The organism is Candidatus Nitrosopumilus sp. bin_6a (assembly GCF_054095695.1).
Window position 1 is genome coordinate 1 of sequence record NZ_JBSWSR010000008.1, and the last position, 16,603, is coordinate 16,603.

24 protein-coding genes, 1 tRNA gene and 1 pseudogene are annotated in these 16,603 nt (G+C 32.6%); 18 read left to right on the forward strand and 8 right to left on the reverse strand.

Going from position 1 to position 16,603, the window contains the following annotated elements; all coding sequences use genetic code 11:
* A pseudogene (locus ACW9XA_RS08335) lies at positions 1–293 on the forward strand (hypothetical protein); the annotation flags it as partial.
* 112 nt (positions 294–405) lie between these two features.
* Here the strand turns inward: ACW9XA_RS08335 and ACW9XA_RS08340 are convergent.
* The gene (locus ACW9XA_RS08340; RefSeq protein ID WP_457763882.1) at positions 406–759 is read right to left on the reverse strand and encodes a hypothetical protein; all 354 of its coding nucleotides are present in this window, start codon (positions 757–759) and stop codon (positions 406–408) included.
* A 280-nt stretch (positions 760–1,039) separates the two neighbouring features.
* Positions 1,040–1,519, reverse strand: coding sequence for a hypothetical protein (locus ACW9XA_RS08345; RefSeq protein WP_457763883.1), 480 nt, complete (start codon positions 1,517–1,519; stop codon positions 1,040–1,042).
* A 233-nt stretch (positions 1,520–1,752) separates the two neighbouring features.
* Here ACW9XA_RS08345 and ACW9XA_RS08350 point away from each other — a divergent pair, with 233 nt between their 5' ends.
* The 5 genes from ACW9XA_RS08350 to ACW9XA_RS08370 all read left to right on the forward strand — a co-directional run bounded on the left by ACW9XA_RS08350 (position 1,753) and on the right by ACW9XA_RS08370 (position 5,881).
* Positions 1,753–2,712 (forward strand): hypothetical protein, encoded by a 960-nt coding sequence (locus tag ACW9XA_RS08350; RefSeq protein WP_457763884.1) that lies wholly within the window; start codon positions 1,753–1,755, stop codon positions 2,710–2,712.
* Between the two features lie 43 nt (positions 2,713–2,755).
* Complete coding sequence (locus ACW9XA_RS08355) at positions 2,756–3,133, forward strand: hypothetical protein (protein ID WP_457763885.1); 378 nt, start codon at positions 2,756–2,758, stop codon at positions 3,131–3,133.
* A gap of 178 nt (positions 3,134–3,311) precedes the next feature.
* Positions 3,312–3,464, forward strand: coding sequence for a hypothetical protein (locus ACW9XA_RS08360; protein WP_457763886.1), 153 nt, complete (start codon positions 3,312–3,314; stop codon positions 3,462–3,464).
* A 98-nt stretch (positions 3,465–3,562) separates the two neighbouring features.
* Entirely contained in the window at positions 3,563–5,482 is a 1,920-nt protein-coding gene (gene acs / locus ACW9XA_RS08365; protein WP_457763887.1) for an acetate--CoA ligase, read from the forward strand.
* 201 nt (positions 5,483–5,683) lie between these two features.
* Positions 5,684–5,881, forward strand: a complete 198-nt coding sequence (locus ACW9XA_RS08370) for a hypothetical protein (RefSeq protein WP_457763888.1) — start codon at positions 5,684–5,686, stop codon at positions 5,879–5,881.
* A gap of 224 nt (positions 5,882–6,105) precedes the next feature.
* On the opposite strand, the gene ACW9XA_RS08375 is transcribed toward ACW9XA_RS08370, so the two are convergent.
* Both ACW9XA_RS08375 and fen read right to left on the reverse strand, forming a co-directional pair.
* Positions 6,106–6,636, reverse strand: a complete 531-nt coding sequence (locus tag ACW9XA_RS08375) for a PAS domain-containing protein (RefSeq protein WP_300322548.1) — start codon at positions 6,634–6,636, stop codon at positions 6,106–6,108.
* A gap of 39 nt (positions 6,637–6,675) precedes the next feature.
* A complete protein-coding gene (gene fen, locus ACW9XA_RS08380; protein WP_457763889.1) occupies positions 6,676–7,698 on the reverse strand; it encodes a flap endonuclease-1 in 1,023 nt (340 codons plus the stop codon).
* 108 nt (positions 7,699–7,806) lie between these two features.
* On the opposite strand from fen, the gene ACW9XA_RS08385 reads away from it, so the two are divergent.
* The 8 genes from ACW9XA_RS08385 (at position 7,807) to ACW9XA_RS08420 (ending at position 10,638) form a co-directional block, all read left to right on the forward strand.
* Positions 7,807–8,073, forward strand: a complete 267-nt coding sequence (locus ACW9XA_RS08385; protein ID WP_457763890.1) for a hypothetical protein — start codon at positions 7,807–7,809, stop codon at positions 8,071–8,073.
* A gap of 43 nt (positions 8,074–8,116) precedes the next feature.
* A tRNA-Ser gene (locus tag ACW9XA_RS08390) sits at positions 8,117–8,198 on the forward strand.
* 91 nt (positions 8,199–8,289) lie between these two features.
* On the forward strand, positions 8,290–8,730 hold the full coding sequence (locus ACW9XA_RS08395) for a universal stress protein (protein ID WP_457763891.1): 441 nt from the start codon (positions 8,290–8,292) through the stop codon (positions 8,728–8,730).
* Between the two features lie 84 nt (positions 8,731–8,814).
* Complete coding sequence (locus tag ACW9XA_RS08400; protein ID WP_457763892.1) at positions 8,815–9,000, forward strand: hypothetical protein; 186 nt, start codon at positions 8,815–8,817, stop codon at positions 8,998–9,000.
* A gap of 61 nt (positions 9,001–9,061) precedes the next feature.
* Positions 9,062–9,709: a nitroreductase family protein gene (locus ACW9XA_RS08405; RefSeq protein ID WP_457763893.1), complete on the forward strand. Its 648-nt coding sequence runs from the start codon at positions 9,062–9,064 to the stop codon at positions 9,707–9,709.
* Positions 9,710–9,759: 50 nt separating this feature from the next.
* Positions 9,760–9,993 (forward strand): Lrp/AsnC ligand binding domain-containing protein, encoded by a 234-nt coding sequence (locus tag ACW9XA_RS08410; protein WP_300322559.1) that lies wholly within the window; start codon positions 9,760–9,762, stop codon positions 9,991–9,993.
* Positions 9,994–10,015: 22 nt separating this feature from the next.
* Positions 10,016–10,192: a hypothetical protein gene (locus tag ACW9XA_RS08415; RefSeq protein ID WP_457763894.1), complete on the forward strand. Its 177-nt coding sequence runs from the start codon at positions 10,016–10,018 to the stop codon at positions 10,190–10,192.
* Positions 10,193–10,257: 65 nt separating this feature from the next.
* Positions 10,258–10,638 (forward strand): hypothetical protein, encoded by a 381-nt coding sequence (locus ACW9XA_RS08420; protein ID WP_457763895.1) that lies wholly within the window; start codon positions 10,258–10,260, stop codon positions 10,636–10,638.
* A 166-nt stretch (positions 10,639–10,804) separates the two neighbouring features.
* Here ACW9XA_RS08420 and ACW9XA_RS08425 read toward each other — a convergent pair whose 3' ends face one another.
* Complete coding sequence (locus ACW9XA_RS08425; protein ID WP_457764012.1) at positions 10,805–11,128, reverse strand: hypothetical protein; 324 nt, start codon at positions 11,126–11,128, stop codon at positions 10,805–10,807.
* 62 nt (positions 11,129–11,190) lie between these two features.
* Positions 11,191–11,652: an SRPBCC family protein gene (locus tag ACW9XA_RS08430; RefSeq protein ID WP_457763896.1), complete on the reverse strand. Its 462-nt coding sequence runs from the start codon at positions 11,650–11,652 to the stop codon at positions 11,191–11,193.
* A 77-nt stretch (positions 11,653–11,729) separates the two neighbouring features.
* Here ACW9XA_RS08430 and ACW9XA_RS08435 point away from each other — a divergent pair, with 77 nt between their 5' ends.
* The 4 genes from ACW9XA_RS08435 to ACW9XA_RS08450 are packed head-to-tail and all read left to right on the forward strand — an operon-like array spanning position 11,730 to position 14,175.
* Positions 11,730–13,016 carry an exonuclease SbcC gene (locus tag ACW9XA_RS08435; protein ID WP_457763897.1) on the forward strand — a complete coding sequence of 429 codons (1,287 nt, stop codon included), beginning with the start codon at positions 11,730–11,732 and terminating at the stop codon, positions 13,014–13,016.
* Between the two features lie 25 nt (positions 13,017–13,041).
* Positions 13,042–13,440: a Mov34/MPN/PAD-1 family protein gene (locus tag ACW9XA_RS08440; RefSeq protein ID WP_457763898.1), complete on the forward strand. Its 399-nt coding sequence runs from the start codon at positions 13,042–13,044 to the stop codon at positions 13,438–13,440.
* 32 nt (positions 13,441–13,472) lie between these two features.
* Positions 13,473–13,853, forward strand: coding sequence for a hypothetical protein (locus ACW9XA_RS08445; RefSeq protein WP_457763899.1), 381 nt, complete (start codon positions 13,473–13,475; stop codon positions 13,851–13,853).
* A gap of 10 nt (positions 13,854–13,863) precedes the next feature.
* Positions 13,864–14,175 carry a hypothetical protein gene (locus ACW9XA_RS08450; RefSeq protein ID WP_457763900.1) on the forward strand — a complete coding sequence of 104 codons (312 nt, stop codon included), beginning with the start codon at positions 13,864–13,866 and terminating at the stop codon, positions 14,173–14,175.
* Here ACW9XA_RS08450 and ACW9XA_RS08455 read toward each other — a convergent pair whose 3' ends face one another.
* Entirely contained in the window at positions 14,176–15,543 is a 1,368-nt protein-coding gene (locus tag ACW9XA_RS08455; RefSeq protein WP_457763901.1) for an ABC transporter permease, read from the reverse strand.
* The gene (locus ACW9XA_RS08460; protein ID WP_457764013.1) at positions 15,540–16,589 is read right to left on the reverse strand and encodes an ABC transporter permease; all 1,050 of its coding nucleotides are present in this window, start codon (positions 16,587–16,589) and stop codon (positions 15,540–15,542) included. Before ACW9XA_RS08460 ends, ACW9XA_RS08455 begins: the two co-directional genes overlap by 4 nt.
* Positions 16,590–16,603: the final 14 nt, after the last annotated feature.

The window sequence follows — 16,603 nt, forward strand, 5'->3', positions numbered from 1 at the left end:
TGATTCCTTTGATTGTATCTGATTATATTATTTCAAAATTAAACTATAAATATGCTAAATACGTTGGAGCCGGTATTCTAGGTTCTACATTTTACATGTTTTATTATCCATACATCATGTATACTTATAATGAAGTTTTATTGGGAAAACTAGTCTCACCTAGTTTGATTTACAGCATTTATTTTGAATTAATTGTTCAAGTGTTTCTTATCACGTTAATCCCTGCAATTATTGCAGCATTTGCAGGATGCTATTTTTCAAAACGAGTATGTAACAAAATAGAGAATTTTTAACTAGATATTCTTTAGTTGTAAGATCTAGAACTGGAAATTATTTATTCCAAAAATCAGACCATGTTTTGATTTAGAGTGTGAAAAATAGGGGTAATCAGATACCTGATAATTTTTATTCTAATTGTTTTGTTTCAATTTGGAGAGTAATTCTTAATCTAGAATTCATCTTTGTTTTTCGGGGATTGTAGGAAACATGTCCATCTGAAATCAAATAACTTTCTTTGATATCTTCATTTTCTGGGATAAACTGACAACCAAATTCTTCTAATTCTAGTTTATCCAAAATTAGTTTTTTTAGGGGTGTTTTTGAATAGTCTAAATCTATCTTTTCGCCTCTAAAATCAATTTCTCTAGGATAATAATCCAGTTCAAATTTCTCATAGACATAATTTTTCAAAAAACTATAATCATTTTTCACTTTTAACCACCATTTTGGCGACACATCCATGAAAAATTCTAGATTCATATATTTGATTTACAGTTCTTTTCATTTAATCATAATCTTTTCAGAAATTCAATATTTGATTAAGAATGGGTTGTTTATGCTAGGAAAATGTTCACTATTCATTAAAATTAAATCTCGCAATCCGACATTAAATAGCAAAACACCTTCATTTCTTTATGCCTAGTGTAGTAAAATCAAAAAGGTAAGCTATGATAATGGAGAGACTTGGATTGATATTCCAGAATTAAGAAATGTTTCAATCACACTTTAAACTCTAAGCCATAATCTTAAGTTCATGAATTTATTTGAATTTTAACCACTTTGGTGGATCACGTTTTTTGTATGAGATGATATTTTTTTTTGATATGTTGTAATAATTACGATATGACTTTACAACATCATTTTTAATCTTTATTTCATCTGGCATGGCACGAGCAAAACGTGTACGTGGTATGTGTGGTAGATTTGGAATTGGTAAATCCTTTATAGCATCATATGACTTGTGATTTACATCCTTGTCATAACGATATCTGTATTCATCATTGAGATGTGTGATAAGTTGAACTAACCATTTATAATTTTCAATACTGTCACGTAACCAACGGTTACATGGATGATTGATATGGGTAGACTTGCATGGAATGTCATAATCATAACCACCAATAAAATGATGAGTTGTACAAATCATTTGTGCCGTCTCTAGAATCATTTTAACAACGTGTTTATCACAATGAGCCATAGCACAAAGTTTTGGATCTTCATCAAGTACGAATATGTTCACGTAATCACGGTTCTAACTGGTTATAAAAAATTGTAATTCGAAACGCAATGCAAATATATGAAATTCCTGAAAAATGTGCCCATTATAATAGTCCTGATATTCATGTGATTTTCAGCCACATTAATGGGAATAGTTGGATTTGCTGGTCTTTTAACAAATGATGAACATGGTAATTCTTACAAAGTGGGTTCAGAATTGAATACCGTTAAGTACTAAAATTTCCTACGGAGGTGGTGAAAATCACAGTAATTCTTGCCATATCTTTTGTTTTGTTAATTCCAACTACCGCATTTGCACAAGTTGAATCAGAACAGATATCTGAACCAAAGGAACCTGTTGAGTACAAAATAGGTATTGCGCTTGCAAACATTGGAAAAATTGATAGAGAGAGCGGTTCCTATGAATTAACTTTTTGGACTACTATAGTTACTGATGAAAGCGTTGATCTTACAAAAAATCCTCCAGGAGAATTGGATTACACTAATGGGAACGTTGTCAAAATTTCAGGTCAGAGTTTAGAACCTCATTTTTACAAAGAAAAAGTACAAGGAGTATTTTTTAACGATATTGATTTTACAAATTACCCTTTTGAAGAAATTAACTTGGTAATTCATATAGAAACATTTTTCCCTGTCACTGCAGATGATGTGATTTTTACAATTAACCAAGAGTACATGGACCCCGAATTACATGAAACAGTAAGTGTTCCTGGATGGGAAATATTGAATCCTACTGCTGAAACATATATCGCCTCTGCACCTTGGGCAGATTTCCCCCACGCAAAAATTGTTTTTCCAGTAACAACTGATCCAAATGGCACATTCGTAAAGAAAATTGTTCCAATAATTATTATCACAGTATTTGGTGTTGCAACTTTTTGGATGACTCCAAGACGAGATGGCGATAGGTTGCAGATTTTAGCTGCCGTGCTTGCAGCAACTGTCTTTTATCATGTAGGGTTCTTTTTGGCAGAACTACCTCCAATTGGCTATTCTACAATGGCTGATAAAATCATGATAGCCTCATATTCATTATACATTTACAGTTTGGCCGTCGTTATTTTCCACAGACACAACATCGACAAACTAAAAGACGATTACACTGCGGAGATATCAGGTAGAAAAGATAAGATATTCAAGTTGATGATACCTGTTGTAGTTTTCGGTGTCTTTGGATTAATGCAACTCTTTTGAGAATAGGCCATATGCTTAAGTTCAAATCTTTTGAATTTTAATTATGATAAATTGGGGTTTTGTAATTGGAATTGTTTTGGCATTAATTTTTGTAATTGTTATTTTATCGATTGCTTTACCTCCCTTACTCAATTATCTAAATGATGAACAACAAAGGGAATTATTTGAAGAAATGAATAAAGGGTATATTTTGATGTGTGGTATACCTGATGAACTTGGTGTAATATTTGATACAATAGATATTATTTCATCAGATAACTTTGATAATAAAGCAAAATCCATCTATCAGCAAATGCAATGGGGTAAAGATATTGAAAGTTGTGATATTATTTACTTCTATAATCAATTAGATACTGAACAAAAGAAAAAATTGAAATGGTTGGAACTATCGTGCAATGTTAGTGATTGTTTAAATTCTTGAGAATAAGCAATATCTTTAAGTTTGTAAAATTATTAGAAAATTCATGAAGATAATGATGATCTCAATTATTATGATAATTTTCTTGATGTCCTTCTCTCCATCTTTTGCTTCGTGGCACTGGTCTAGCCCATATCAGGTTTGTGGGACAGAGGTGATCAATAAAGGTGAAGTTTGTGAATTGAATTCAGAGGGCAAGCAAGACGCCATAGTTGAAAAAATCTGTGAGGGTGGATTCCTAGAAATGATAAAGAAAACCACAAACTCGTCTAAATGTGTCAAGGAATCAAGTTTTGAGAAATTAATCGAACGTGGTTGGGGAATTAACCCTTAGATTCTAAACTCTATTCTACAATAACATCGGGCATAAACAAGCTAGAAAGGTAAACTAAATTTAACTAATTATAAAGATCTAATTTCATACACTTTTTGATGTCTGAGATTTTTAATATTGGACTTGGAAATAATGATGATACTTTAAGAAAAAAAGCTGATGCTGACTTTGTATCGTTTTGGGATGAACAGGCAAAGAATTTGTCCTGGTTCTCTCTTTGGGAAAAAACGCTGGATTGGAAACCTCCATTTGCCAAATGGTTCGTTGGAGGCACGATTAACGCCTCTTATAACGCACTAGATATCCATCAGGCCGCAAAATCTGATAAATCTGCAATTCTGTGGGAGGGGGAAAATGGGGAATCACAAAATCTCACATATGGACAGATGTTTACTCAAGTACAAAAGTTTGCAAATGTACTAAAATCACTTGGTGTCAAAAAAGGAGACCGAGTTACAATTTATCTTCCGATGGTTCCAGAACTGCCAATTGCAATGTTAGCATGTGCTAGAATTGGTGCTATCCACACTGTAATTTTTTCAGGGTTTAGTGCAACATCAATTAAAGACAGAGTAACTGACTCAAACTCCAAAGTCATCATTACTGCTGATGGTGGATACAGACGGGGGAAAATTGTTCCACTAAAGGATGTAATTGATGAAGCAATAAGCGAATTGGATTTTGTTGAACATGTGGTAGTACTTGAGAGAGCAAAAAATAAAATTTCAATGTCATCTAAAGATAAACTCTGGACGGAATTAATTGACAGTGTTTCAGATTCTTGTCCTGCTGAAGAATTACCTAGTGATCACCCTCTTTACATTTTGTATACTTCGGGAACTACAGGAAAACCAAAAGGTGTGTTACATGGTACTGGGGGATACTTGACACATTTGTATTCGACATTCAAATGGGCATTTGACATTAAAGATTCAGACGTATTTTTTTGTACTGCTGACATTGGTTGGGTAACTGGACATAGTTATGTTGTTTATGCTCCGTTTCTTCATGGTGCAACACAAGTGATGTATGAAGGAGCACCTGATTTTCCTGATCCATCCCGAATGTGGAAAATTTTACAAAAATATAACGTTACAATTTTTTACACAACTCCAACTGCTCTGAGAATGTTTATGAAATTTGGAGATGATATTCCAAATTCTTTTGATCTATCGAAATTAAGATTACTTGGAACAGTTGGGGAGCCGATAAATCCTGAAGTTTGGAAATGGTATTTCAAAACTATAGGAAAAGAAAAATGCACTATAATTGATACTTGGTGGCAAACTGAAACTGGTGGTATGTTGATATCTCCACTTCCTGGATTGGATACTATTCCTCTCAAACCTGGTTCTGGGACTCGCCCAATTCCAGGTTTGAATATTTCGGTAGTTGATGAAAATGGAGATGATCTTTCTGCAAACACAAAAGGCTATCTTGTAATTAAAAATCCATGGCCTGGAATGCTCTTAACATTGTGGAATGACGATGAGAAATACAAAACAGTATACTGGTCAAAATATGAAAATTGCTATTATCCTGGTGACTATGCTCTAAAAGACGATGATGGGTACTTTTGGCTTTTGGGACGTGCAGATGATGTTCTAAAAGTTGCAGGTCATAGAATTGGAACTGCTGAACTTGAGAGCTGTATTGTATCTCATTCTGCTGTGGCCGAATCCGCAGTGTGTGGAATCCCAGATGAAGTTAAAGGCGAAGTCATAATTGCATTTGTGGTTTTAAAACAGGGTGTAGATAATGATTCTAAAGAATTGGCGAAAGAAATTTCTAATAAAATTAGAACTGACATTGGATCAATTGCAACTCCTAAACAAATCTATTTTGTTTCGAAATTACCTAAAACTCGCAGTGGAAAAATAATGAGAAGATTGCTTAAAGCAATAGGAAATAACGAAAAAATAGGTGATGTAAGTACTCTGGAAGATGGAGCTGCAGTGACAGAAGTTCAACAAGTTTTTGATGAACTTCAAAAATCTATAAAATCCAATTTAAAATAATTTCCTTTTCATAGAGTTCATAATCCTTTTTCAAACACTTGTTTTTTCATCCATTGTCCTGATGTCCCTTTCAACATTTCTCACACATTATCTCTATGCTTTGTGTATCTTGGAATATTTTGGGATAATTTTTGGTTTTATGCCTAATTTCCTATATGTAATTTGACAATTCTATAAATTATTAGGCATAAATAGATATTATTGTTAATTTACTATATAGATATGCCTGGATATTTAGGAAACAAATCTGATAACATGGTTCATCATTTAGCAGAAATGACACCAGATTGTAAAATTGTTCAGATTAAAAAATCTGAAAAAATCTATTTTATTCCTGATACTTTAGAAGAGGCAATAAAAGAAAAGTTCATCAGTTGCAAATATTGTATCAAATCTTGATATTCATAATATTTTATATTCATTAAAAATATTTTTTATTTTTTAGAAGTTTTCTTCAGTAAACTTATCAGTTTTTTTGAATATTATGTTCTCTGGAATTAACCAAAGTAACTATAGATTTGATCAGAATTTATTTTTGAGACTACGTTATGATGGATATGTTTTACAATCATTCGATATTTTATTTAATATGCGATTATCTGTGTCTTTGATGAATTTACAATCTATTTTTTTAACTCGTTAAAATCAATCCTAGATAACATCTCAAACATCTCTTTTAATCCATCATATTCTGATTTTGAATTTTTATCTAACTGATCATATTCTTTTACTTTGATTTCATCTAACTTGGAATTGGATTCTTTGAAGAATTTTTGATATTCATTTATTTTTTCATCCGTCATTTGTTTTAAATCAAAGATAACTGTATTGCTTCCAAGTAAATTTTTGTTCTCGTCATACAAACTAGTGGCTTGTAATAATCCTGAAAAAGTTTCTCCGTTTTGTTTTTTAAAAGTAATTTTCCTATCACTCACTTTTCCAGTATCAAACCAAATTTTTAATGAATTATTCATATCTTCCCAAGATTCTTTTGGAACATGCTCAAAAATTGATTTTCCTATGATTTCTGATTTCACATATCCAAGATTTGCTGCATAAGTGGAATTACAGTCTAAAATCACGCCTATGGAGTTTATTCTTCTCCACATTATGGGGGCATCTTTGAGCGTTTTTCTAGCTTCAGTCTGTGGCATTTTTTTTAAATTGAATTGACTAGTTATTAAATTGAAATCTTAGAACCACTGATCGAGATTTTGACTCTTTTTTTCCAAGGCCTTTTTTAATCGATTCAATGTTGACTGAATTCTGTCTTCAGAAAAACTCCTTTCGTTAACTAGGTAATTCGTCACTCCTTCATAATCTACTTCGTTAAACACAATTTCATCGACATGTGCCACTTCTGGATTTAAGAATATTTTTCTGATTTGCTCAAAATCGATATCCTTTAGTTGTTCTTGAATCTGTGGAATGTCTTCTAATCTTGAATGTTGTTTGATTAATTTTATTGCTGTTTTTGGGCCAATTCTTTCAAATCCATTTGGATTAAAATCAGTCCCAATCAAAATACCTACGTCGATTAATTCTTCTCTTGTCATTCCGATTGCATCTAATGTCTTTTGGGTTTCAATAATTTCTGGCAATATGTCTATGTAGGTATTCCTGTTTGGAATTTTTCTCCGTCCACTTGTTGTAAAATTCCTCACCAGTCTTTTTGCTCCACATAGAATCGAGTCGTAATCTTGACTAGCTGAAGCGTATGCTTGTCCAGTATTTGTTAAATGTGCTGCAGTAGCTTCACCTTCAGATGGCGCTTCAATGTATGGAATTCCAAAATACGTCAGAAATTGTTTTGATTCTTTTACCATTCCGTCTTTCATACTAGTTGTTTGCTGTGCAAATTTCCTTGCTTCTTCCATGTTTCCTTCAGCAACTGCTTTTTCATATTTCACTGTGGCGTCCTTTTTGATTTGTTTTCTACGCTCAATTTCTGCTGTTTTTAACGATGGTGGCTTTCCATCAAAAACATAGACTGGCTTGATTCCCAGAGACAAAAAATTTACATTTCTATAGAGCAAACCACTTAGATGGCTGGTGATTCTACCATCTGAGTCTGATAATTGTAATCCGTCTGGTCCTCTAATACTTGCTAAAAATTGATAAATTGCATTGTATGCATCAATTGCAATCACTTTGTTTGAAAATGCCTCAAGTGTTGTTTTCTCTCTTACTACCAGTTCTTTTAGGTTTAATCCCATGGACTTTCTTTCATCTTTCAGGTATTTTGTGTTTATCTCTTCAAATTGATCGATATTTCAGATGTGTCTTGAAATCGATTTTAATATAGAAATGAGTGATTCAAAATATTGCCTTCACTGAAATTACCATTATATTTACAGGATAAAATTTTTGAAATCAAGTATAATTCTGATAATGTCTTATCTGGAATAACCTCTTATTTTCCTTTTTCTGACTCTGAACAGCAAGAAATTCGTTCTATTCTGGAAGATGCTGCTTTTGACAAATTTCATTCCATTTTTACAGATTTTGTAAGTGATGATGAATGGAACAGAACTAAAGATCAAATAAAAAAGAAATTCAGAGATGAATTATTTGATATTGACAAAATTTGATTTCAGCAATTCGCTTTATTATGGTGAATATATCAGAATAATTGCCGAGATAGCCAAGTAGTACGGCGGCCGTCTCGAAAACGGCTACGCGCAAGCGTGCGGGGGTTCGAATCCCTCTCTCGGCGCTTTTCATAAATTCACATTTTGAATTGACATATTTTCAAAAAATGATGAAAATAGAATGATATTAATTTACAATTGTAATAAACTGATTAAATGCCTTTTCGTAAAGTAGCTGTTGCAATCATCACTCCAACACATACCAAGAAATCATTTGAGCTTGGTCTTGAAATGGCTAAAAAATTTGATTCAGAATTAACTGTGATAGAATGTATGTATAAAACTCCTCCAAAGTTTTATTTTTTTGAAACAAAGTCTGATAAAAAAACAACCCAAAACCAGATTGCAAAACTTGAGACGGAACTAAAAAATTGGAAGACTGTTGCTCAGAAACAAGGTGTGCCTATCAAAACAAAATTAGCATTGACTGATAATATTTCACATTGGGTAGTTGATTATGTTAAAGAAAACAAGATTGATTTGCTAATTGTAGATTATCCAAAACTATCCATGGAAGAAATAACTCTTTTTGATGATATCATAAATGTAATTCATCACAAATCTCATTGTCATATTTTAACGACAAAACATTCGTAGACTGTAGATTGTCTTTTAAAAGAAAATTTTGTTAGAATGCGGGTTTGCAAAATGTTTAAACTAACATGATCCTTGAAACTTGCTATGACTAGTGAAATTGAATCAAAAATTCATGAATCAAATATTTCAACTGCTGAATTAATTTCCCATTTTAGAGAAAAATGTAAAATTTGTGGACATCATAGAATAATGCATAACGAAGTGGGTGCATGTGAGGGTGTTATGAACAAACCCTGTACTTCTGGCTGTGACCATTTTGAAGCAGAATAAGGTGTCTTTTCATTTCTAAGAGTTTCTATTTCTTTAATAAGATATTTTTTGTACTACTATTATGGGCTCAGAAAAAGACGGGGAGAAAATTTATCCATTGGGATATGAACCAGAAATAACCCCTGATACTCCAGATGACAATGTGCGAAACAATTTGTTGAATTTTATTTTAAAATCTGGCCCTACTGAAGTTGTTGATACTGATTTGTTTGCTGTAATGGCAAAGAGACGTTCTACAAGAAAGTTCAAAGACAAACCTGTTGAAACCACAAAAATTGATAAAATTATTGCAGCAGCTGACACTGCACCGACTGCTGGTAATTTTCAAGGGTTTGAAATATTCTACATCAAAAGCCCTGAAAAGAAAAAACTTTTGGTTGATGCTTGTAACAAACAACCATATGTTGACGCACCTGTTGTATTGGTTTTCTGCAAAAATCCATCTAGAGTGAAACTTGATTTTCCAGAATCTGTTTTGAAAAAGTTTGCTATACAGGACGCAACTCTTGCAGCAGGATATTCACAATTGGCAGCTCAGGCCTTGGGTTTGAGTTCAATTTGGATTGGAATGTTTGATGAACAAAAGGTAATGGATGTCATAGGAACTGATCTAGTTCCTTCGTCTGTGTTGTGTATTGGATATCCTGAACAAACAAAATTCCCTAAACCAAGACGAAATCTCAAAGATTTGGTCCATGTCACATGGTAGATTGTAGAAAATTATCCATCTTTAAATAATGTTGGATTCTTGATTATTTTATGACCGATGCATATGTTATGTTGAATTGTGAGTTGGGTGCTGAAGCTGAGATTATTGAGCAGCTAAAAGAACTAGAGCAGGTAGTGGATGTTTTTGAAACAATCGGAACACATGATATGATGGTGAAACTACAAGCAGAAAACTTTGAAAAGATTCGTGAGATTGTCTCTTGGAATATTCAAAAACTAAAAAATGTCCGTTCAACTGCAACCCTGATAAAAAAAGATAATTAAGATTAGGCCATATCTAAATTAAATGGTTGATGAAAAAAACGAAATTGAGAAATTAATAGATACTATGATTGCCAGTGGTGATGAATTAGTAAATAATCTCAAAACTGTTTTGCCCAATTCTTTGTCCGAATCCATGGTGATGTTTCATGAATCAAATGTGACAAATCTAAAGAAAATCAAAGAATTTTTGAATAAATAAGCCTGTATTCTTGATTCATGTGATTTCTGCTATATCCTTTTTAATCATTGTTTGAAATTCATCCCATGGGTAGGTCTAGGACTATTACAATGACTGTAAAAAAGAAAACAGGTGATGCATTTGATGCCATTTTGAACATGCCCTCTAAGATGATGCCTGATGCAAAAATCAATGATTCTGGATGGTGGTCATTTACTGGTCCTCATGGAAAATCCAAGCTAAAATTTAACGAAAACAAATCTTTTGGAATTTTAGATCATCAATTCATTGATGAGGAATCTTCATGGGATGTTCCAATGAGAGTTGTTTCCAATGGAGATTTTTCTGAAGTTATCATCACTTTGAATAAACCTGATGAAATAACTGATGAACAATTTGATCAAAGAATGGATGAACTCAATGAAATGTTTGATTCGATGAAAAATATTTTAGAATCACAGCCATAATGTCTCAGATATTTGTGACTAATTCAAGTACAAATTATCCTTCAAGGCTAAATGTCAATTTAGTTATGTTATGCTGAGAAAAAATGCCCTATGAAGAAGTATATTTTCAAAGATTAAAAGAAGAAAGTCCTGAAGAATATAAAAAATTAAAGTCTAAAAAATAGTCCTAATCAGAATCATCTGAGTTTTGGTTATTTCCTGGACCTACCATGTCTTCTGGTTTGACTCTATTGTCCCAATCTCCACGTGTACCTTTAATCAATGATATGATTCCTGCACCAATCAATACTATGACAACTCCAAAAAATACAGTCTGATCAAATATCTTAAATGAACAATTGATTTCCACTGGTGGTGAATTATCTGAATATTCATAACATGTGCCGAATTGATTTGACTCAAGAGTCGCAGCTTGATAATTCTGTCCAAATCCTCCTAGAATTACAAATCCTGCAAAAACTAACACGATCCCAATTATGATAAATCTCATGTCGCTCATGATTTTTTTCTTAATTTATCGTATTTACATATTGACTAGGATAAAATCTAGTGTTATTTTTCAAGTGATGCTTTGAGATTTTCAAGTGATGCCTCGTAAAATGCCCCTAAAAATACTACAAAATCCAAGAATTGTTTTTCAGACATTTTCTTGCTATTTAGATATGATTGCCATGTTAATTCAACAAGATTTTTGGATTTTGGCTTTATTGAAATTGTTGCAACATACGCTCTTAATGGTAATCCTTCTGTTGCAATATATGTGAAATATTCCCCTTTTTTCCATGCTACTACATGTTCCTCAATTTTGTTCCCGTCTGCAAATGTGATTAACCTTATTGCTCCTACATCCTTTTTTCTTTTAGATAGATATGTTGTTTTTTTAACATCTACAACCCATGTTGGCAATCCTGCAATGTTGCTAATTTTTCTCCATACTTTGTCTTTTGATGCTTTGATTTTGATTGTTTTTTTTACTGTCCCTGTATGAAATGTTCTTTTTGCAATTTTTGCCATGCATTTCTATGAAATATGCTGAATTTTAAATTTTAGTTGTACAACCATTTTTAATCCCCTGAAGGAAAAGATAGAAAATGGTCTTTGGATGGGGTAAAAAGAAAGAAGAAAAAAAATCTGTTGAGGAAATTCCTCAAAATAAGGAAATTTTACTTGCAGATGTACCCAAAATAATCTCTAAACTTGGTGAATTACGAAAATCTCAAACTTTGAATGAAATAAACGGTTTGAGAAATAGTACAGAACCTCTAATCAAAGATTTGATAAAAATCGGCAATGCCCTTGAAAAAGACAATTTGAACATTGATGACATAGACAAACATCTTGCAATCATTGTAGTGCGTGGTAAAAAACAGGTAATTGACATGATCAAAAAGGATGTAGTCTCATTACCTAAAATCTCTTCATTTGATGATGCTGAAAAATTAAACTCGGTTTTGAGTCTAATTCTAAAAAAAGTAGGCGATGTTTTGGGAAGACAAACCAGAGTCATACATATTTTTGCAAAAAAATATGCTTCACAATTAAAAGAAAATCTAGAGGTAATGAATGCAAATCATTCTGAAATTAATAAAATATTGAAAAATTATGACTATACAAAATCTCTTTCTGATGAGATAAATGATGCAATAAAGCAAATAAAAAATTCAAGTAATTTACGTGAAGAAAAATTGCAAAAAATTACAGATGCTAATGAAAATGCCAAGTCAACTCAAGAAAAAATAAATGACATTCAAAATTCTATTGATCATATCAAATCGTCTGAAGATTACAAAAAATACCTTGATTTGAAAAATACTTTGAATAAATTTGCAACACAAAAATCAAAGATCAAAGATCAAATTAACACTCAATTTACTAAAATCTCTAGACCTTTGAGTAGATACGAGTATGCTTCATCTTTAGATAAGGATGAAAAGAATATCTTGTCTATTTTGGTGACCGAACCGTTTGATGTATTGTCTTTTGATAATAAAGATTCTATTATTATGATTCTTGAAAATGTGCGAAAAGGTGTTTCATCTGGTTCCATATCTGTCAAAGATGTCGATAAAACATTCTCTCAAATTACTGAGATTGAAGAGTCTTTGGATGGCTTTATCAAACAAGTTTTAGAATATGATGAAAAATACCAAGAAATGAAAAATAATGTAAATTCACTAATGCCTGATAATTTGGGTTCTTTGGAAGATGATCTTGAAAAAAACACTTTATTGTTTGATGAATATAGACTCAAGTCTAAAACTTTTCAAGATGAAATAGATGAAATAGATTCAAAAATTCCTGAACTTGTGTCTGAAATTGAACAAAAACTGCGACAGTTTTCTAGCACTCGGTATACTGTTTTACTATCTCAAAATTAAATTAGTTCCAAACTTATGTACGATTATGTTATTCAAAAAGAAAAAATTTGAACGTAAAGTAATGTTGAAAAAAGATGTTCATGATAGCATTCTATCCTTTTGTCAAATGAAGCACCCAAATGAAGGAATTTTGATTTTAAAAGGAAAATCAAAAAATGGTGAGATAAAAATAGATGGACTTGTAATTCCTCCTTTCAGTGAAACAGGTCCTACTTTTGCAGGATTTCCTCACTCTTTCTTACCTTTTGATATGAGTTATGTTGGAATTGTTCATTCTCATCCAAGCGGTTCTGCAGAGCCATCTGTAACTGATTTACATAATTTTTTTGGTTTGGTATCGATGATTGTAAAGTCTCCATATGATGATGATTCTATTTTTGCATGGGATAGTAACGGCAATTCTATTCCTCTGTCTGTTGAATGATTTGAGAAATATGCTGATAATTCAGAACAAAGATGAAGAAACTTTATATCCGTTTTAACGATACTTTTAATGGCTTGAATCCTCAACTCAAGAGATATTATATTTTCTTAGGCGCATCTTTGGTATTTAGTATCGGATTGCAAATAGGTCTATCAGCTCTTGGAGTTCCGTGGTTTATCAGCATAGGATTAGTTATGGCAATTTTCATTTTGTTGCCAATGATTATGCGAAGACGTCAAATGAGTAAAATGGGTAGCTATGGAAGTGATTCTGGGGCTGGTGGAGGATTCTTTGGCATGGGTTCTCAAGGTGGTTCTGGTGGTGTCAGATATGTGTGTCTTGTATGCAATAACAAACACAAAGGAGGAACCTGCCCACGATGTGGTTCTAAAATGCAAAGAGCCGATTTTTAGATGAAAAGATATGTCATTGGATGAACTTCGTAAAAAAGTGATTTTCCATAATTCCGTTGATGTATGGATTGCAACATGTTCAGAAAAAAATGTCAATTGGACGAATCCTGAAGATTACAAAAAATTCATTGCGCATTTGTTAAAAAATAATCTAAATCTAAAGGCGTTTAATCTCTGTGCTCATGAAGCAGGCGCTACTGAGGACGATAAAGTGAAATTTACAGAAACTTTGGCCGAGACAAAAGAAGATCCTAATTCTCTAACATATACTATCAAACTAAATGATGCCGCTTTAGATATAATTCGCAGTTATTCTATATGATTATCTTTTAAGTTTAGGATTGATTATTGCATCTAAGGCATTGCCGATAAACACAAAGGCTAATCCTGTTATTGCTATCATGATTCCTGGTGGCATGATCCACCACCACATTCCTCTTGCTGCGGCTCCAAAGGTATTTGCATCATGTAAGATTTGTCCCCATGTTGGAAATGTCGGGTCTCCTAATCCTAGAAAACTTAATCCTGCCTCTGTGGTGATTGCAGCTGGAACTGAAATTGCAATACTTGCAAATGCATATGGCAACAATTGAGGCACAATATGTTTTAGAATTATTTTGGAATCTTTTTGACCCATCATATTTGCTGCATCGACATACCCTCGAGTTTTAATTTGAAGTGACATGCTTCTTGATACTTTTGCTATGCCTACCCATCCAAATATCATCAAAAATCCTACCATCACAAAAATGCTATTACTGATTGTCACTGAAAGAATTATGAGAAATGGTAATGCTGGTAATGCATAGATGACATCATTGAACCTCATCATTAACTCGTCTGTTTTTTTGCCTTTGTATCCTGCATATACTCCATAAAGTAATCCTGCAACAACTGATGCTATGGATACTACTAGGCCTATGAACAGTGCTAGAGGTGTTCCCCAAAGTAATCCTATTGCCAAATCGCGTCTTAATTCATCTGTACCCATTATTCCAAATGCCTTGCCTCCTACAATCAAATTTGATTCGTAAATTTGGTTTTCTGAATTTACTCCATACAGATCTATCAAAAAAATATAGTCTCCATTTAATGGTTCATTTACATGGATTTTTGAAAACACGATATCTTCGGCAGATAATCTTTTTAATTCAAATTCAAAATTTTCTGATTGCAATGACAGATTTTTCTTTATTGCTTGATCTGTTGAAAAAATTCTTTCACTATGAGTGGTTTTCTCATTTGAATAAGGAAGTGCGGTTATAAGTAAATTCAATTTAATTCCATCTGGTCGTATGACTGACATTTGTAGTAGCGGACTACCTGAATATTCTGATGAAAATTCGTAGATGAAATCATTTGGAAAATCAACATAATCAAAATTTAATCCAAACTGATGTGATGTTAACTCTATTTCTTCACTTGTTATTTTTTTTATATTTGGTTCATTCAAAATTTTATGCTCTGGAATTTTTTCACTCAAAAATATGTTGACCCAAACAGGAATTGCTACTTTTGGATTTTCAATCCAATTACTTGGATTATTCCACTCTTGAAATGTTTCTACAGGAATGGTGATTATTGCTATGATTGAAACTATTACAAGTGTCAAAAGAATTCCTATTCCTGCAATTCCCATTTTGCTTTTGAGAAATTCTTGTTTGATTTCTTGTGGGGTGATGTTACTCAATTACCTGTCCTCACTCTAGGATCAAAATATCCATAAAGTAAATCTGCAATGAATATGCTGATTAAGAAAAATACTGTCAGTAGATATGTTGCACCTATAATTACTGGAAGATCCATTACAGTAATTGCCTCAAAATACAATCTCCCCATTCCAGGCCAATCAAAAACAGCTTCTGTAATTATTGCACCTCCTAATGATCCAGACAAACTTAATGCCAAAATCGTCACGATTGGAGGTGCTGCATTTTTTAATGCATGTGTATAGATGACTTTTTTTTGAGCAATTCCAATTGTTTTCTTTGCTATGATGAAGTCCTCTTGCATAATTCCTACCATGAAATTTCTTACAAGATATGCCCATGATCCAAAACCAATCATTACAATTGTAATTAATGGTAATGCCATATGGTATAACAGTGATCCGATATATGCAGGATCAGATGATGGGATATCTGGTGTTGCTCTAGATGGAAATATCTGCCATGTAAATGCAAATAAAAATATCATCAACATTCCTATCCACCATACTGGAAAGCTAGAACTGATAATTGCAAAACTCGATGTTATTCTATCTATGCTTGAACCTACTTTACTACTAGAAAAAGCTCCTAAAAATATCCCAATAATTGAAATGATGATTGTTGCAGTTGTAAATAGTAACACTGTTCTTGGTAGTTTTTCAAATAGTATGTCTTTAACATCTGAAGATCCCTCATCACTAGTCAGAAAGGTAGCATGACCAAAATCTAATAATATGATCTTACACATTGTTACTCCTATTCTTTGATGAGAATACCATGGCTCGTCTAATCCCAAAATTTGAATTCTTTGATCAATTTGAGTTTGAATAAATCCTTCAAATTCTTCAACTGATGAAAAACTTTCTGCAATAGAAGGGTTTTCTGTAATTTCTGATCTGACTTGAAATACAATGCCTTGTTTTAGAATCGTGTCCATATTTGAGCCCACAAGCGCAATTGTGATTAATAGTGTGATCATTAATACTCCAAAGATAGTGATCATCCTGGTGGCAACATATTTTTTTATGCCCAATGATCTCA

Bases quoted from the DNA above. Each gene is read 5' to 3' on its own strand.
- ACW9XA_RS08450 (WP_457763900.1), top strand. From the start codon at position 13,864: ATGTCATTGGATGAACTTCGTAAAAAAGTGATTTTCCATAATTCCGTT.
- ACW9XA_RS08395 (WP_457763891.1), top strand. From the start codon at position 8,290: ATGCCTTTTCGTAAAGTAGCTGTTGCAATCATCACTCCAACACATACC.
- ACW9XA_RS08445 (WP_457763899.1), top strand. From the start codon at position 13,473: ATGAAGAAACTTTATATCCGTTTTAACGATACTTTTAATGGCTTGAAT.
- ACW9XA_RS08355 (WP_457763885.1), top strand. From the start codon at position 2,756: ATGATAAATTGGGGTTTTGTAATTGGAATTGTTTTGGCATTAATTTTT.
- ACW9XA_RS08430 (WP_457763896.1), bottom strand. From the start codon at position 11,652: ATGGCAAAAATTGCAAAAAGAACATTTCATACAGGGACAGTAAAAAAA.
- ACW9XA_RS08410 (WP_300322559.1), top strand. From the start codon at position 9,760: ATGACCGATGCATATGTTATGTTGAATTGTGAGTTGGGTGCTGAAGCT.
- ACW9XA_RS08440 (WP_457763898.1), top strand. From the start codon at position 13,042: ATGTTATTCAAAAAGAAAAAATTTGAACGTAAAGTAATGTTGAAAAAA.
- ACW9XA_RS08415 (WP_457763894.1), top strand. From the start codon at position 10,016: ATGGTTGATGAAAAAAACGAAATTGAGAAATTAATAGATACTATGATT.
- ACW9XA_RS08405 (WP_457763893.1), top strand. From the start codon at position 9,062: ATGGGCTCAGAAAAAGACGGGGAGAAAATTTATCCATTGGGATATGAA.
- ACW9XA_RS08420 (WP_457763895.1), top strand. From the start codon at position 10,258: ATGGGTAGGTCTAGGACTATTACAATGACTGTAAAAAAGAAAACAGGT.
- ACW9XA_RS08400 (WP_457763892.1), top strand. From the start codon at position 8,815: ATGACTAGTGAAATTGAATCAAAAATTCATGAATCAAATATTTCAACT.
- ACW9XA_RS08425 (WP_457764012.1), bottom strand. From the start codon at position 11,128: ATGAGATTTATCATAATTGGGATCGTGTTAGTTTTTGCAGGATTTGTA.
- fen (WP_457763889.1), bottom strand. From the start codon at position 7,698: ATGGGATTAAACCTAAAAGAACTGGTAGTAAGAGAGAAAACAACACTT.
- ACW9XA_RS08375 (WP_300322548.1), bottom strand. From the start codon at position 6,636: ATGCCACAGACTGAAGCTAGAAAAACGCTCAAAGATGCCCCCATAATG.
- ACW9XA_RS08435 (WP_457763897.1), top strand. From the start codon at position 11,730: ATGGTCTTTGGATGGGGTAAAAAGAAAGAAGAAAAAAAATCTGTTGAG.
- ACW9XA_RS08340 (WP_457763882.1), bottom strand. From the start codon at position 759: ATGAATCTAGAATTTTTCATGGATGTGTCGCCAAAATGGTGGTTAAAA.
- acs (WP_457763887.1), top strand. From the start codon at position 3,563: ATGTCTGAGATTTTTAATATTGGACTTGGAAATAATGATGATACTTTA.